At 43.4% G+C, this 16,895-nt stretch carries 13 protein-coding genes; 7 read left to right on the top strand and 6 right to left on the bottom strand.

All coding sequences use genetic code 11. From position 1 onward, the window contains the following. Window positions 1–313 precede the first annotated feature (313 nt). Window positions 314–2,119 carry a sulfatase-like hydrolase/transferase gene (locus BM739_RS03015; protein WP_083698046.1) on the top strand — a complete coding sequence of 602 codons (1,806 nt, stop codon included), beginning with the start codon at window positions 314–316 and terminating at the stop codon, window positions 2,117–2,119. A 243-nt stretch (window positions 2,120–2,362) separates the two neighbouring features. Here BM739_RS03015 and BM739_RS03010 read toward each other — a convergent pair whose 3' ends face one another. After that, a complete protein-coding gene (locus BM739_RS03010; RefSeq protein WP_076537123.1) occupies window positions 2,363–4,336 on the bottom strand; it encodes a hypothetical protein in 1,974 nt (657 codons plus the stop codon). 405 nt (window positions 4,337–4,741) lie between these two features. On the opposite strand from BM739_RS03010, the gene BM739_RS03005 reads away from it, so the two are divergent. Further along, window positions 4,742–6,727 (top strand): DNA topoisomerase III, encoded by a 1,986-nt coding sequence (locus tag BM739_RS03005; protein WP_076537121.1) that lies wholly within the window; start codon window positions 4,742–4,744, stop codon window positions 6,725–6,727. A 284-nt stretch (window positions 6,728–7,011) separates the two neighbouring features. Here the strand turns inward: BM739_RS03005 and BM739_RS03000 are convergent, their stop codons facing one another. Beyond that, a complete protein-coding gene (locus BM739_RS03000; protein ID WP_076537119.1) occupies window positions 7,012–8,310 on the bottom strand; it encodes an alpha/beta fold hydrolase in 1,299 nt (432 codons plus the stop codon). Window positions 8,311–8,579: 269 nt separating this feature from the next. Here BM739_RS03000 and BM739_RS02995 point away from each other — a divergent pair, with 269 nt between their 5' ends. The 5 genes from BM739_RS02995 to BM739_RS02975 all read left to right on the top strand — a co-directional run bounded on the left by BM739_RS02995 (window position 8,580) and on the right by BM739_RS02975 (window position 13,980). Beyond that, complete coding sequence (locus BM739_RS02995) at window positions 8,580–9,224, top strand: MBL fold metallo-hydrolase (protein WP_076537118.1); 645 nt, start codon at window positions 8,580–8,582, stop codon at window positions 9,222–9,224. A 366-nt stretch (window positions 9,225–9,590) separates the two neighbouring features. Then, window positions 9,591–10,634 carry an XdhC family protein gene (locus BM739_RS02990; protein ID WP_076537116.1) on the top strand — a complete coding sequence of 348 codons (1,044 nt, stop codon included), beginning with the start codon at window positions 9,591–9,593 and terminating at the stop codon, window positions 10,632–10,634. Continuing rightward, a complete protein-coding gene (locus BM739_RS02985) occupies window positions 10,634–11,266 on the top strand; it encodes a nucleotidyltransferase family protein (RefSeq protein ID WP_076537114.1) in 633 nt (210 codons plus the stop codon). The genes BM739_RS02990 and BM739_RS02985 overlap by 1 nt, the downstream gene beginning before the upstream one ends. A 3-nt stretch (window positions 11,267–11,269) precedes the next feature. Continuing rightward, on the top strand, window positions 11,270–11,734 hold the full coding sequence (locus BM739_RS02980; protein WP_076537112.1) for a (2Fe-2S)-binding protein: 465 nt from the start codon (window positions 11,270–11,272) through the stop codon (window positions 11,732–11,734). Window positions 11,735–11,736: 2 nt separating this feature from the next. Continuing rightward, window positions 11,737–13,980: a xanthine dehydrogenase family protein molybdopterin-binding subunit gene (locus BM739_RS02975; protein WP_076537110.1), complete on the top strand. Its 2,244-nt coding sequence runs from the start codon at window positions 11,737–11,739 to the stop codon at window positions 13,978–13,980. A 117-nt stretch (window positions 13,981–14,097) separates the two neighbouring features. On the opposite strand, the gene xthA is transcribed toward BM739_RS02975, so the two are convergent. The 4 genes from xthA to trpA all read right to left on the bottom strand — a co-directional run bounded on the left by xthA (window position 14,098) and on the right by trpA (window position 16,895). Next, window positions 14,098–14,907 carry an exodeoxyribonuclease III gene (xthA, locus tag BM739_RS02970; RefSeq protein ID WP_076537108.1) on the bottom strand — a complete coding sequence of 270 codons (810 nt, stop codon included), beginning with the start codon at window positions 14,905–14,907 and terminating at the stop codon, window positions 14,098–14,100. Beyond that, window positions 14,907–15,206, bottom strand: a complete 300-nt coding sequence (locus BM739_RS02965) for a YciI family protein (protein WP_076537106.1) — start codon at window positions 15,204–15,206, stop codon at window positions 14,907–14,909. The genes xthA and BM739_RS02965 overlap by 1 nt, the downstream gene beginning before the upstream one ends. Window positions 15,207–15,224: 18 nt before the next feature. Continuing rightward, on the bottom strand, window positions 15,225–15,770 hold the full coding sequence (locus BM739_RS02960; protein ID WP_076537104.1) for a septation protein A: 546 nt from the start codon (window positions 15,768–15,770) through the stop codon (window positions 15,225–15,227). A 294-nt stretch (window positions 15,771–16,064) separates the two neighbouring features. Next, on the bottom strand, window positions 16,065–16,895 hold the full coding sequence (gene trpA, locus BM739_RS02955; protein ID WP_076537338.1) for a tryptophan synthase subunit alpha: 831 nt from the start codon (window positions 16,893–16,895) through the stop codon (window positions 16,065–16,067).

Raw genomic sequence — 16,895 nt, 5'->3', positions numbered from 1 at the left:
CCAGCATCTCGCTGGCTTTTTTATGCGCCATACTAAATGCTATAAATACCTCCAAAAACGTTCAATCACCTCACTTATATCTGCGAGTAATCAATTCACTCAATGATAAGCACTGTTTCCTATGTATACAAAAGACTGATTGTTTCGACTTTTTCATGTTGCTACTGTGAATGCTCTGGTTTAACCAAGTAGGTTGCCTGTCAGCGAAAACATTATCTGCAGTCTATTCATTGTTAGTTTCAGTCATGGTGTGCAAATTCAGCCTCTGAAAGCATTAGCTAACAGCTTTTACACTAATTAAGGAAGATTACACATGAAAATACAATTGGGACTAATAGCGCTATTGGTGCTACCTGTCGGAACGATAAATCTAGCTAAGGCCATTGATATTACAACTGAGAAGTCAGTACTCAAAAATGTAGAGCGATCTAAAGAGGCGGGAGCCAGTGATAAAAAAAGCGACACTAAAAGCCCTAATATTCTCATATTGATTGCAGACGATATGGGTTATAGCGATATCGGTGCCTATGGCAGTGAAATTGAAACCCCCAATATTGATAGCTTAGCCAACGAAGGCATGAGCTTTACTAATTTCCACGTGGGCGCGACCTGCTCACCAACACGCACCATGCTGATCAGTGGGGTAGATAACCATTTAGCGGGTTTAGGCAATATGCATGAAATCATGGCCGATAACCAATTTGGCAAGCCTGGCTACGAAGGCTATTTAAATACCAGTGTGGTGACAGTTGCAACCGTGCTGCGCGATGCGGGTTATCATACTTACATGGCGGGTAAATGGCATTTGGGCAGTAACAAGGAGTCAATTCCTTATGCGCGCGGCTTTGATCAGTCTTTCGCTTTAGCTGAAAGCGGCGCTGATAATTGGGTCGAAATGCCTTACGCACCAATGTATGAACGCGTTCATTATTTTGAAAATGACAAAGAAGTTAAACTGCCCACCAAAGACTATTACTCCTCTGATTTTTATACCCAGCGTATTATCGATAATATTGAATCCAACCGAAAAGACGGCAAACCCTTCTTAGCTTGGCTGGGATACCAAGCAGTACATTACCCTCATCAAGCACCCATAGAGTTTATTGATAAATACAACGGTGTTTATGATGCCGGCTGGTCGGCGATGCGTGAGGCTCGTTTAAAAAGACAAAAAGCCATGGGACTATTTCCTGAGACGGTGCAACTCGATCAACAGTTTGAAAAAACCTCATTTGAAGACTGGCAACTGCCGGATTGGGACAAATTAACCGCAGAAGAGAAAAAGTTTAATGCTCGACGGATGCAAACCTATGCCGGTATGGCCGATAATATGGATCACAATATTGGTAAATTATTGGCTTATTTAAAGGAGATAGGTGAGCTGGATAATACCTTAATCATCTTTATGGCGGATAACGGCACCGACCCTAATTTACTGTCTGCCAAAGATGATTATCGCCCTTGGTATCAAAAAAACTATCCTTATACCTATATGGAAGATTACAAGGGTGATTACTCCAAAATGGGTCAAAAAGGCTCTTATGCGGATTATGGTCCAGGCTGGGCTGCAGCGGCAAATACCCCAAATAGTTACTACAAAACCTTTTCAACCGAAGGTGGTTTAAGAGTGCCTTTTATAGCGCGTTTCCCTGGTAGTATTCCTGCCGGTAAAAGAACTAATACCTTTGCCTTTGTAAAAGATATTTATCCCACTTTATTGGAAGTTGCTGGTGTTGAAAAACCTAATGGCAGCTATAAAGGTAAAAAGGTGCATACCCCTGATGGCACCAGCGCTTGGCCAGTATTAACCGGAAAACAAGAGAAGGTTCATGCCGATGATGCCATTATCGGTTACGAACTTGCCGGCAGTAGCGCGGTTTTCCAAGGGAAATACAAGCTGTCTAAAAACCCTGCACCAAAAGGAAATGGTGATTGGGAGCTTTATGATATTAGTATTGATCCATCTGAAATGAATAATCTCGCGACAAAAATGCCTAAGTTAGTCAATGAATTGATTAACGCCTATGGCGAGTATGAGAAACAAAATGCCTTGGTCCCCGTTCCTGATGGCTATAACCCATTAGAGCAGGTATTAAAGAACAGTAAGCGAGGGCATTAGTTTTTAAGCAAGAAATTAGCAGTAAAAGGGCTATTGAGTGGGTCTATTAATTAGGTTAATCAACTAGGTTAATAAACTAGGTTTATCAAATGAGTTTATAAAATAGGCTTATTAAATAAAATAGTAACGGCTTAAAGCAACGTTGTTGTAGGTAAATTAAAGCCAAAAAAATGCCTGAATAATTTCAGGCATTTTGCTCGGTTTATTGATGATGAATCAAAATCAACTCATTAATTAAAAATATTAATAATTATGAGCTTCTGCAAGTCGTGCTGGGGAGTGACATACAGAACATGATTCTGTGATAGGTGCAGGGTTAAATACGGCAAAGTCGCCACTTTCACCCGTGTGCATATCAGCTTCTGGCGTGATAGCCACATTGAAATCACCACCTTGTTGGATCATGTGGTTTTTAGCAGAGTCACCCGTGTGACATGTAGAACAGTTAGCGGTAATGGCTGTAATACCGTAAACACTGCTCTCATCCATACCGTTTAACACAACCGCTGGCACTACGTCATCAAGGTCAATTTGACCGGTGTGACAAGCTTGACAGTCTACCGGCATGCCTGTGTCTGTGGTTGGCATATCATTTAGGCCACGGCCTTTTTTGTAGTCACCAAAGTGCATGTTATGAACCAATGGTCCCCATGCCATCGCATAATCTTCACCTTCTTTAGCAGGTTCCCAGTTATAAGCGGAATGACATTGTACACATGAGTCACCGCCTAAATCGAAGCCACCACGCTTACTACCGTGCCCATCTAGACCTTCAGTATGACAAGAAAGACACTTTAGACCGTCAGAGCTAGTACGACGTACGTCTTTAACGTTTGATACTGAAATAGGTGCTTTAGCAGGGTATCCCCAGCGATGAGTGTAATGAACACTACCATCGACACCACCAAATAATACTTCACCTTCTTCATATGGTAGAGCGTGTTCGATGATATAAACCGTGGTATTGTCGTCGCCAGCACGAGTCGATATAGAACGTGCTACATGTCCTGCGTCACGACCAGGCAACATTGCCTCGCCGTTTTTCATGACAGTAGCCCAACCTGCTGGTTGTGCATCTGTGGCTTCGATTGCTAAGATATCAACAACCTTACCTTCGCTATCAGTCGCTTTTGCAGTGACTTCAATCGTCGCTTTATCTTCACTACGAACAACAGAAATAACTTCAAAGTTATAGCGGTTTAATGCTTCATCACGGTTTGCACCATTTTCATGTTTATGTTGGTACTGATTGTGACAGCTTGCACAATCAAGATCGGTAAAGTTACTGTGATTAACAGCTAAATCTTTATCTGCATCTTGTAAATCAGCATGACAAGTCGTACAGCCATTGAGAGATGCTGTAAATACCACATCATCAATGTGACACGTTGAACAGCGGTACTTATCCATTGAGTAAGCACTCTTACTTTGATCTTCTGAGGACATTCTCTTAGCTAATGCTTCGTGGCCAGAAGGTTGTTTAACACCATCAATATATTTCAAACCATGACCCAGCATTGCCATAGTGTTATTTGCCCAGCCGCCATCTTTTTGTTCAGTTTGAGTGTGACAAACTAGACATGCTTCAACAACAATAACTTCTTGGTCATTGTCGATTGCATGGTGATGCTGATGCCAACCCCACGTTGCGTTGCCTGTCGCATCTTCAAATTCACCGTGACAAGCCACACATTTAGCATCGTCAGTGGTGCTCACTTGTGCATAATTATCGTTCTTAGTAAACATCACACGCTTAGTACGTGGCATACCATTTGCGCCATTACCTGGACGAATATAACCAGTACCAATTGACTCCGACGTGGCCGCTTCATGTGGCATAGAAAGGTTATAAATACCCTCACCAGCATGGGTCAAGGTACCTGGTGCGTTATCATCACCCGCAACCCAAGTCACATCAACAGTGTCAGCAAGTAAACCTGCTTCATTTTTGATTGTTGACATTAACTGGACTTTATCTAAATCTTCTACTGGAAGCCCATCTTGGTTCTCAACCGAAAATTCAACATTGACTACGCCATCGGCATATTGCCATTCCATGACTTTTGCTACTGCTGATGTGGTCACTACTGGTGGTACCCAAGGCGCGCCAGGCTCGCCAGGTAGGCCATCTTTACCATCTTTACCGTCATTACAAGCACTCATCCCCAGTGCTGCGGCAACAAGTAAAGCAACACGACATTTGCTTACTAATTTCATCTCATACTCCAAAATATTTTTATTTACCTCTTAATGGGCAATTGGAGCGTAATGTAAAGATTGCTTAGCAACTGTTGACTCGGTCACAAATTAGGGGTGTTCCTGGTTTAATTCTTTATATTCAGCAACTTGAATGTATCTCGCCTAGCGGGTTATTCTGAAGTTAAACTTAATATCACGAAGTGTTTTTGCATTAAGATCACAATTTAAAGTAAATTTTTATTGGTTGTTTTTGGTTAAATTTAGCGCCTTATAAGCGTGGTGTTTGATGCTTCAGCCTAGTATTTTGCGTGGCAGATTATCTTTCTAAGGAACCTGCCATTGCATTAACAGTTGCACTTATTTTTGCTATTCGCTAAATTACACTGTAATTTCATACAGTGTTTTAAATAAGCCGCTAATTCTATGATCCTCTATATTGCTGAAAAACCCAGTTTAGGTCGTGCGATTGCCGATGTATTACCAAAGCCCCATAAAAAAGGTGATGGTTTTATCATGAGCGCCAATGGTGATTGCGTGTCTTGGTGTATAGGGCATTTGTTAGAGCAAGCCGAGCCTGACGTTTATGATCCCGCTTTTAAATCATGGCAATTAGCTCATTTACCCATAGTGCCGGGTAAATGGCAGTTAAAACCGAAAACGAATACTCGCTCACAATTGAGCACCTTAAAAAAGCTCATCAAGCAAGCGTCGAGCTTAGTCAATGCGGGCGATCCTGATAGAGAAGGGCAGTTGCTGGTGGATGAAGTGATTTCCTATGCTGGTGTAAAGGCCGATAAGATTGCTAAAACTCAGCGCCTGCTTATTAGCGATCTTAACCCTTCGGCCGTTAAACGCGCGTTAGGGCAATTGCGCACCAATAAAGAGTTTGTGCCCTTATCTACCTCAGCCTTAGCCCGCAGCCGCGCAGATTGGCTATATGGCATGAATATGACCCGCGCTTATACCATTCAAGGCAAAAAAGTAGGTTATCAGGGAGTATTGTCTGTTGGCCGCGTGCAAACCCCGGTACTGGGGTTAGTGGTAAAGCGAGATGAAGAAATTGCCAATTTTCAGCCCAAAGCTTTTTATGAAGTACTGGCGCATTTACTGACAGATAACCAAGAAGGCTTTTCGGCTAAGTGGAAACCCAGTGAAGCATGCCAGCCATATATGGATGAAGAAGGGCGAGTGCTCGCCAAAGGCTTAGCTGAAAATGTGGTGGGACGGATAACCAATAAACCTGCTGAAGTGACTAAGCTTGAGTCAAAAAATAAGCGTCAAAACCCGCCATTGCCATATAGTTTATCTAGCCTGCAAATAGATGCGGCCAAGCGTTTTGGCATGAGCGCGAAAGAGGTGCTTGATACCTGTCAGAGTCTATATGAAAGACATAAATTAATTACGTATCCGCGCTCAGATAGCCGCTATTTACCTGCTGAGCAACATGGCCTTGCGCCGCAAGTTATTCGCGCAGTATTAAGTAATGATGCCGGTTTAACCGCTAAAGCAGATGCTCCTAATGCCAAGCTTAAGTCCAAAGCTTGGAATGACAGTAAAGTGGATGCTCACCACGCGATAATCCCCACTGAAAAAACCACTAATTTGGCAAACTTATCAGCCAAAGAGTCGCAGTTATATTCTCATATTGCACGGCAGTATTTAGCTCAGTTTTACCCCGCCTATATTTATGATGAAACCCAAGTTGAAGTGATCATTGCGGGTGGCTTGTTCACCACTAAAGCTAAGCAAGAACTGTCTTTAGGTTGGAAGTGTTTGTTTGCGAAAATGCAGGGTAAAGATAATGCAGATGGCAGTGATGACGACAATTTAGCGACTTTACCGCCGCTTAAAAAAGGCCAACAACTCCATTGTGAGCGTGGTGAATTACTAGAAAAAATCACTCAAGCGCCAAAACACTTTACTGATGCGACCTTGCTTGGCGCCATGACGGGGATCAATCGCTATGTCACTAACCCTGAAGTGAAGAAGATCCTAAAAGACACTGATGGCTTGGGCACCGAAGCAACCCGAGCTGGCATTATTGAATTACTGTTTAACCGCGGCTATTTATTAAGGCAGGGCAAATCAATCATTGCCACCCCTGTTGGCGTTGGCTTGATACATTCATTACCTGAAACCGCCACCACTCCCGACATGACTGCGCTGTGGGAAAGTAGCCTTGATGCCATTAGTCAAAAGCAGCTTAGGTATGATGCCTTTATGGAGCCATTGTTAGCGCAATTACAGCAGTTGATTGAGCAAGCTTCAAATCAATTACCTACTGCGCTTGAGGGCATTAAAGGGCCAGGCTATAAAAAACGCCGCGCCAGTAGTGGCTATAAGCGCAAAGGTGCAGCAAGCAAAACCTCTACGGCGAAAACTTCCCGTAAGCGCAGCTCGAGTAAATAAGCCGATACAAGAGAGTTTGTATGAATACATCATCGGATACAGGTATTGCATCGCTCGCACTCGATTGTTCTTAAAGGGAATAGCGGAATTTTAGGTAAAAAAAATGAGTAAACCGAATTAAGGTTTACTCATAAAAATTCACTAGTTCACAACATAAAGGGCGGAACAGGCTAGATTATGGCCGAACTTACTTAACTGAAGATTAATTTAATCTGTCGACGTGTTGTGGAGTGTGATCGACTTCAATATTAATCAATTTAAAACTGAACATTGAATTACATTTGTTATCGAATGCTATTTTTACGGCTCAATGAAATGAGCTTATCTAAAATATGCTCGCCATCCATACGAATGCCATTGTGCTCATATTCTGATGTTATCCAGTAGCTGAGGTTATTCACTAGCTGCGCAGTTTCAAGGCTGTAATTCATATCAACATACATATCCTCACTGTAAATAGCCGCGGTGACCGGGACGGTGTTTTGCAGTAACACGTCCACATCATATAAATTGCTCCAATCTGATTTTTTCGCAATGATTTCTGCCACCTCTTTGAGAGGCTTTAACTGGTTAAATTGCTCAAAGAACCATGGATAAATCATCTCGCCAGTAAACAGTAAGCGCTGCCCTTGTTGATAATTAAATTTAGGAAACTGCGCTCTGACTCTATGGGCTGACCAATTAGCCCCTTGTTGGTGAAACTGCTGGCAATAAATCGATTCGTGTAATAACGCAAAAATTGGGTTGGTGTTGTAATCTAAAAACTGACTAAATTGATGTAAAAATAGCGGGTTGATTGTGCGGCCTTGGGCAGTATCAATCATGGCTTGTTCAAGTAGGTAATAGATGGCTTCAGGGCCTTGCTCCATCCCAATATTAACCCCTAGCAGTTGTAGCATCTCAACGGTGAGTTTTTCACCTGTGGCCAGATAAACGTCATTTTCTGCAATATAGTCAGCCAGTTCTGCTGTTAATGACTCAGCATCTTTAAAGCGATGATAAAAATCAGTGTTTTTGGCAAGTACCCGTTTATAGGTCGCTTGATAAACATCATCTGCTTGGCGGGTTAATGATGGGATCCCACCTGTGATAAAGGCTTCAGTCAGTGCCTGTGGCGCTGCGCTTAAATAGCGTAAAACACAAAATCCGCCAAAACTTTGGCCTAAAATACTCCATGGCTGATTATTTGTTAATTTAGCTCGGATCACCTCAGCATCACGAACAATGTTATCAGCTCTAAAGTGGCACACATAATCGGCTTGTTCTTGCGCGGTTAAATGCGCCAGTGTGGCGCTATTTAGTAAGCTTGAAAGACCGGTGCCGCGCTGATCAAGTAACAGCACTCGATATTCTTTTAGGGCGCGTTTTATCCAGCCACTATTTTCAATTGGGCGCACTGCACCAAAGCCCGGTCCACCTTGAAAATACACTAAATAGGGTAAGGACAACTCTTGGTTTTCTGTACTGACGATTTCCCGAACAAAAATTGATAATTGCTCACCTTCGGGCTGCTGATAATCTAATGGAACGCTAAAAAAGTGTTTTGTGGAAACGATCCCAGAAAGAATACTGTCAATTTGCATGGTGTGCCTGTGAAAATAGAGTTCAGAAAGGTAGTATTGTATGAAGGTTAGTCCTTGGTCACAATGAAAATATGATGCTAATTAAATGAAGTGGTGATGTTAAATCATTCATTTGTTTGGGCTGCGATACAAGCTCAGTGAAAATACTTGTATTCAAGCCAACTAATTGGTTTTATTTTTTGATTCTTATAGATAGATCAAACATTTTATTAAGCTTTAACGCATAATAACTTGGTCGCGAGTATTTTCTCAATTTGAGGATAGAAGTAATGAAGTACCAAATCATTCCAGTCACCCCGTTTCAACAAAATTGTAGTGTTATTTGGTGTGAAAAAACCAAACTGGCGGCAGTTGTCGATCCCGGTGGTGACATCGAGCGTATTATTACTGAAGTGAATAAGTTAGGTCTTAGCTTAGATAAGATCCTATTAACCCATGGCCATATTGATCATGTTGGCGGTGCGAAAACACTGGCTAATCAGCTTAATATTCCTATCATTGGCCCGCATATCGCTGATCAATTTTGGTTACAAGGGCTGGCAAAGCAAAGCCAGAACTTTGGTTTTGCGCATGTTGACTCGTTTGAACCGACCCAATATTTAAACGAAGGCGATGAAGTGAGCATTGGTGAAGAGCGTTTATCGGTAGTGCATTGTCCCGGTCATACGCCAGGGCATGTGGTGTTTCACTCTAATGAATCAAACCTTGCATGGGTTGGTGATGTGCTATTTAGAAGCTCCATTGGCCGCACCGATTTTCCGCAATCGGACCATCAACAACTGATCCACTCAATTACTCAAAAATTATGGCCTTTAGGGGAAAAAGTCACCTTTATACCCGGTCATGGCCCTATGTCGACTTTTGAAGAAGAGCGTCAACATAACCCATTTGTGGCTGATCAATTATTGGGTTAGGCTCAAGCGTATTCATTTAGCTGCTGGGAATATTTTGCGCTCGCTTACCCAGCAAGCTAGCACTCACTGTAATGTAAACCAGAGTGCTAGCTAAATTGGCATAAACCGTTACATTTTATCTTACACCAGCTTCACATCCCTTAAACTAGCTTCATATCCCTTAAACCAGCGACTAGCCTGACTTGCTGGTTCAGACATTGTTATCCCAGTCCTTAAATCAATACAGTTAATACTTTAGTAAGTGCCATAAGGCTTTGCATTCTTTAGCGGCTTTGCTAGCTTATAGTCACTAAAAGCACTTATGCTGCTTTGATTAATTACTGCTGAGCGGTGTTTTCATATCAATCAGCATGCTGGCAGGGACTCATGGCACATCATTTATTATCATTGTTAGACACTTGGGCTGATAAACCGCAGCAAGACTGGACTTTAGCTGTCATTACTTCTGTTGAAGGTTCTTCATACCGCAAACCTGGCGCCATTATGCTGTTTGACCCTATGGGAAAAACCTTAGGCATGTTAAGTGGTGGCTGCTTGGAAGCAGACTTACGTCGTCACGCACAAAAGTCCATACAAACCCAGCAAGTTCAGCAATTAACCTATGATGCCACTGATGAAAATGATACCAGTTACCAACTAGGCTGTGGTGGTTTGGTCAACATCATGATGGTGCCGCTATTAAGTGATAATCATTACCTTGGCTTAGCCGAGTTGCATCAGCAGCTGACGCTAGGTAAAAAAGGCTCGTACCATTTATCGATAGTTGAGCATCATAGCCATGCTGGCCAAGTCGTAGGTAAGTTCGTTGCTGATGACATAGCTTACAAGCAAACGGCAGCAGATATTATTACTGATATTGTTACTGACGTGAGTACTGGCAATAAACTCAATTTGCTACGTATCCCTGTTAGAAGCCCATTTCATTTAGGAGTGTTTGGTGGCGGCTTGGATGCACAGCCTTTGGTGGCTATGGCGCAGCAGCTTGACTGGCAAGTTAGCGTATTTGATAGCCGCTCAGCATATGCAAGAGGCTATGACTTTCCTGATGCTAAGATTTGTAAAAAAACACTGACGCAAATAGAGGCGTCAGAATTACAACATCTTGATGCGGCCGTTATCATGAATCATAACTTGGATATGGACGCTGCAGCATTAAGCTTATTGCAAGGAACAAGCCTCGCTTATATCGCGCTTTTAGGGCCAACTCATCGAAGAGATAAGGTGTTGCTAAAATGTCAGCTTTCAACTGATGATTTTAGTGGCTTTTTCTCTGCCCCTGCAGGGCTGGCATTAGGCGGAGAACTACCAAGTTCTGTGGCCTTAAGCATCTTGTCTCAATGCCACGGGGTATTACACCACGGGCTTAAGCGGCAAGGTGAGTTAAGTAATCTTGATAAGGTCATGCTTTGATGAATATTTTTTCTACTCCCGCTAATGTGGTCTCCGTGATGTTAGCCGCAGGGGGCAGTACTCGCTTTAATGGGGCAAAACTTGCCGCAACGTTAAGCGCTGATAATAACTCGCAAAGCCTAATTCAACAGAGTTATGCAATATTGAGTAAGGCGACAACCGAGTTAGCTCTATCGCCTCCAGTTTTGGTACTTGGCGGCCATAAAGACGTACTTAGCCCATTACTCGCCAATGATATTGAGATATTAACCAATCAAAACTGGCAATCAGGTTTGGCAAGTTCAGTGGCTATGGCGGCAAGTTATGCGCAATCACAACAGGCTGATGCACTACTGCTGACATTAGCGGATCAAGTTGCCATCTCTCATTCAGATTATGTAAGCCTGTATGGGCTTTTTTGCCAATTTGGTAAAACCACAGCGGCTTATTACCAGCAAAGCCCCGGTGTACCAGCCATCTTTCTCGCCAGTGACTTTGAAGCATTACAGCAACTTGAAGGCGACAGCGGCGCGAAAAAAATATTAACACGACATTTAGAACAGCAACAATTGACTGTGTTGCCATTAGCGCAAGCGGCAATTGATATTGATACTCAAACCGATCTCAAGCAGTGGTTGGTCAACAAGGAGTAAGTTATGACACAACAAACACAAACGTTGCAGGTAAATGGCAAAAATTTTAGCCTTGATGCCGACCCGAATATGCCCATTTTATGGGCGCTGCGCGATATCTTAGGCTTAACTGGGACTAAGTTTGGTTGCGGCGCTGGCTTATGCGGCGCTTGCACTGTTCACCTTGATGGCAAACCGGTTAGAGGCTGCCTGACCAGTATTAAGCAAGCAGCAGGTAAGCAAATTACCACCATTGAAGGCCTTGAAGCTGACAAGTTAAAAGCGGCTTGGGTTGAACATAACGTACCGCAATGCGGTTATTGCCAAGCAGGGCAGTTAATGTCGGCGGCGGCATTATTAACCACGACAGCCAATCCCACAGAAGCACAAATTGATAAAGCGATGACCGGTAATATTTGTCGTTGCGGCACCTATCCACGTATTAAGGCAGCTATTTTTACTGCCGCTAACAGCAAAGCGGAGGCGTAATTATGACTACCTTTACCGCAGTAGAAAATATGAGTCGCCGTGGGGTGTTGAAGTTATTTGGCGCCGTAGGAGGTGGTTTAGCCCTTGGTGCATCAGGGCTTGCTTGGAGCCCAATGGCCATGGCAGAAGGCAAACAAGCGCAGCTAAACTTGTTTATTGCCATTGGTGAAGACAATAAAGTGTATTTGACCTGTCACCGCTCTGAAATGGGCCAAGGGATCAGAACGGGTATTCCTCAAGTATTAGCAGATGAATTAGAAGCTGACTGGGAACAAATCGTTGTGGTTCAGGGTTTAGCTAACGAAGAGTTTGGCAGTCAAAATACCGATGGCAGTCGCAGTATACGTAAGCATTATCAGCGAATGCGTCAAATGGGCGCTACTGCCCGGGTTATGCTTGAGCAAGCCGCTGCGAATGAGTGGAAAGTAGCGCCATCGCAAGTGTATGCCAAGGCGGGTAAAGTCCATCTTAAGTCCTCCTCAAAGTCGTTAAGCTTTGGTGATTTAGCGTTAGCAGCAAGTGTATTAACTACTCCAGCACTTGATAGTGTGACTTTAAAACCTGCGTTAAAATTTACCCACATTGGTAAATCTCCGGCAATTGTTGATATGGATGACATGCTCAGCGGTAAAGCGGTGTTTGGTTATGATATTAAGGTTGAAGGCATGGTTTACGCCTCAATCACCCGCCCACCGGTTTTAGGCAGCGATGTTGCCTCCATTGATGACAGCGCAGCAAGGGCGGTTGCAGGAGTCCTAGATGTTATTCAAATTCCTATTGCCAAAGGCGCGCCGTTATTTCAAGCCCTTGGCGGGGTAGCTGTTATTGCGAGTAACACCTGGAGCGCAATTCAAGGTCGTAAAGCATTAAAAGTAACTTGGACCGGATCAGCTAATAGCAGTTATGACTCGGATGCAGATTTAGCGCAACTAGTGACTCGGGTTGGCCAACCTGGACAAGTTATTCGCCAATTGGGTGACAGCGTTACTGATTGGGATAAAGATAATAGCTTATCAGCGGTGTACACAGTGCCGTATCTCACCCATGCGATGATGGAGCCTCCAGTGGCTGTCGCTTCAGTTACCAAAGAAGGCTGCGAGCTATGGGCATCAACTCAAACGCCCCAAAGCACTCAGAAAAATGTTGCCGGCACTTTAGGGCTTAAAGACGAGCAAGTTAAAGTCAATGTCACCCTTCTTGGTGGTGGCTTTGGGCGTAAGTCCAAGCCCGATTTTAGTGTAGAAGCGGCGATATTATCCAAGCAACTGAATAAACCAGTAAAAGTCAGCTGGAGCCGTGAAGATGAAATTCAAAATGGCTATTACCATGCAATTAGCGCTCAGTATTATCAAGCTAAGTTAGATAGCAACAAAGCCCCGCAGGCGTTACTGGCTCGCAGTGGTTTCCCGTCTATTAGCTCAACCTTTGCTGAAGGGGTTGATATGCCATCGGCTGGCGAATTGGACTTGGGCTTTTCCGATATGCCGTTTAATTTACCTCAAATTCAATTAGAGTCAGTGAAAGCCACGGCTCACTCTCGTATCGGTTGGATGCGCTCTGTGTGTAATATTCAACACGGGTTTGGTATTGGTAGCTTTGTCGATGAGCTGGCGGTCAATGCAGGTAAACCTTGTATTGCAATGTGGCGTGAGCTGCTCGGTACGCCGCGCTATGAAAAGCTTGAGAACCAAGTCGTCAAATACGGTAACTATGGCGAAACCTTAGATGATTTCCCCATCGATATCGGCCGTTTTCTTGGGGTTATCGATGCGGTAGAAAAGGCAATGGCAAAGCAGCCTAAAGTCAAAGCGGGACAAGGCTGGGGTTTTGCAGTGCATCGTAGCTTTGTCAGTTACGTGGCGGTCGCGACATTAGTTGAAGTAAACGGCGATAACCTCAAGGTCTTAAAAAGTATCGCTGCTATTGATGCTGGCACAGTGGTTAACCCTGATAGAGCGCACTCTCAAACAGAAGGCGCGGTTATATTTGGTTTAAGTTTAGCGATGATGGGCGAAATTAGTTACAAAGATGGTAAAGTGGAGCAATCAAACTTCCATAATTACCCACTATTACGTATGAGCCAATCACCTGAAATTGAAACCATTGTGGTGGCGTCAAGTGCAAAACCCGCTGGTGTGGGTGAGCCTGGCGTGCCGCCAGTGGCGCCCAGCTTAACCAATGCGATTTTTGCTGCTACCGGTAAGCGTTATCGTGATTTACCACTGAATAAAGTGTTGAAGGTGTAGCGAGCTATTAAAAATAAATTTGAGTGGCTTATTTAAATTAGCCAATGTATGCCGCAAAACAAAATGCTCAAACCTAGGTTTGAGCATTTTTAATTAATCTACGTTCTAAGACTTAAATTAGTCGCTAAACGTACTCCAAATCGGCGCATGATCTGATGGTTTTTCAATAGCACGTAAATCGTAATCTACGTCAGATTCAGTCAATCTTGGTAACATAGATTTGGTCACCATCACCACATCAATACGCAGGCCGCGGTTATCCACAAAGCCTTTGCTGCGATAATCAAACCACGAGTAACGTTCACTGCGCTCAGGGTGCAATTCACGGAAGCTGTCAACAAAGCCCCAATCTTTAAGCTTAGCTAACCATTCACGCTCTTCAGGTTGAAAACTGCACTTACCGCTCTTAAGCCAGCGCTTGGCGTTAACCTCACCAATACCAATATCCAAATCAACTGGCGAGATATTAATATCACCAATAATAGCGATATCTTCATCTGGGGTATGGTTGTCAGCTAAATGCTGCATTAAGTCTTGGTAGAATTTGCGTTTAGCAGGGTATTTAGTATCATGACTGATGTTTTCCCCTTGTGGGAAATAGCCATTTATCACAGTAAGAATGCTGCCATTAGCTTGAGTAAACTTACCCATAATCATCCGGCGCTGGGCATCTTCTGCATCGCCACTAAAGCCTTTGATAATTTCAACTGGCTCAGCCTTTGAGAGCATTGCTACACCGTAATGGGCTTTACCACCGTGATAATGTACGTGATAACCCATGGCTTCAACGTCAGCCACAGGAAACGCTTCGTCATGTACTTTAGTTTCTTGCAGACCAATAACGTCTGGCTGGTGGCTGTCTATTAATGCTTGCAATTGATGAAGCCGAGCACGCAGACCATTAATGTTAAATGAGACTATTTTCATTAAACCAATACTCTTTTAAATGGTTTAACGATAACTTTTTCATAAACGCCCGCTGCAATATACGGGTCTTCATCTGCCCAAGCTTGTGCAGCAACTAATGACTCAAAATCAGCAACAACTAATGACCCAGTAAAACCTGCTTCACCTGGATTTTCATTATCAATAGCTGGATGAGGGCCTGCAACAAGTAAACGACCTTCGCCAGCCAAAGCTTCTAGGCGAGCTAAATGAGCAGGGCGGGCAGCCATGCGCTTTTCTAAACTGTTTTCAACATCTTGTGACGAAATCATGTACCACATAAGTAAGTTTCCTTAAGTTTATTTTGCTTGTTCAGACTCGTCATGTTCCATATGTTTATACAGATACACAACGGTAATAACAGTATTGACCAGTGTTAATGCACTTAAGCCAAAGACTTTAAAGTTGACCCAAGTTTCTAGCGGCAGACTGAAGGCAACATAGATATTAGCCAAACCACAGGCAACAAAGAAGGTAACCCAATACCAAGTGACATTGGCCCAAATGTTATCTGCACACTTCATTTCTTTGCCAAGCATGCTTTTTAAAATTGGCTTGCCAATTAACTGGCTGACAAGTAATGCGATGGCGAAGAAGGCATAGACTATGGTGACTTTCCATTTAATGAATGCGTCATCATGGAACACTAAGGTTAAGGTGCCGAAGAAGGTCACCATGGCAAAGGTGATTAAATGCATTTTTTCGACTTGTTTATAGAGCAAATAAGTCACAATAAGCTGCACGGCTGTGGCAGCAATTAGCGCACCTGTTGCAGTATAAATATCATAAAATTTATAGACGGTAAAAAAGATAACCAATGGCAGAAAATCAAGCAGTTGTTTCATTAGATGCAATAACCTAAAAGTAAGTGTTAGCAGTCCGTTTGCTACAGGAAAATAATGGCTCAAAGTGTAGCAGTTACCGCAACTGATATGAAGTTGATTCGCCGTCGTTCGGCTGAACTTGGGGAAATTTTGATAAGTTTTTATTGATCGTTGAGGACTGGTATTGGCGCTGTGGGTGTTTGGCGCCATTAATATGAAAAATGCCGTAATCCTATTGGATTACGGCATTTTTAGTTTCAATTTTTTGCTTTATTTAACGTTAGCTTCTGTCCGTTAACTTGTAAGCTCACTCAATTAGGCTTTATGAGTCGCCGCTTTCATATTACGGGTAAATTCAGCCAACTGTTGTAGCAATGCCGCTTCATCGTGCTGGTTTTTCTCAATGATTTTCACCACAGCAGAACCAGAGATAGCGCCAGCAGCGCCAGCGTTAATGGCTTCACTGACTTGGCTTGGCTCAGCAATACCAAAACCTAATAACGGTGGCGGCGCATCATATTCAGCAAGCTTTGCCAAGATTTGCTCAATAGGCTGACCAGCCTTTGACTCTGTACCTGTAACCCCAGCACGAGATAACAAATAGGTATAGCCTTGACCTTCAGCGCTGACCATTTTTAAGGTGTCGTTATCAGCATTAGGCGGGGCGATGAAAATTGGCGAAATACCGTGTTTTTTAGCCGCTTCACTAAAGGGAGCCGACTCTTCAACGGGCACGTCTGCGATCAGCACAGAATCAACACCGGCTTGTTGCACTTTGGTGTAAAACGCATCAATGCCATTGGCAAACACAAGGTTTGCGTATAGCAATAAGCCAATAGGCATATCTGGGTATAACTCTCGCACTTGGGTGAGCAGGGCAAAGCAATCAGCCACTGTGGTGCCAGAGTCTAGGGCACGTAAGTTTGCGCCTTGGATCACTGGGCCATCTGCTAATGGATCTGAAAACGGAAAGCCTAACTCTAATGCGTCAGCGCCGTTATCCACTAGGGTTTTAATGATGTTAAGTGATACTTCAACCGATGGATCGCCCAAGGTCACAAAAGGAACAAAAGCGCCTTGTTTTTTAGCGGCTAACTCAGCGAAAGCAGCTTGATAACGATTGGTATTATTGACAGACATGTTGAT

Origin of the sequence: Shewanella sp. UCD-KL21 (genome assembly GCF_001957135.1) — a bacterium.
Lineage (GTDB): Bacteria > Pseudomonadota > Gammaproteobacteria > Enterobacterales > Shewanellaceae > Shewanella.
The sequence above is the reverse complement of the archived record's forward strand: the minus strand, read 5'-3'. Positions and strand labels throughout refer to the sequence as shown.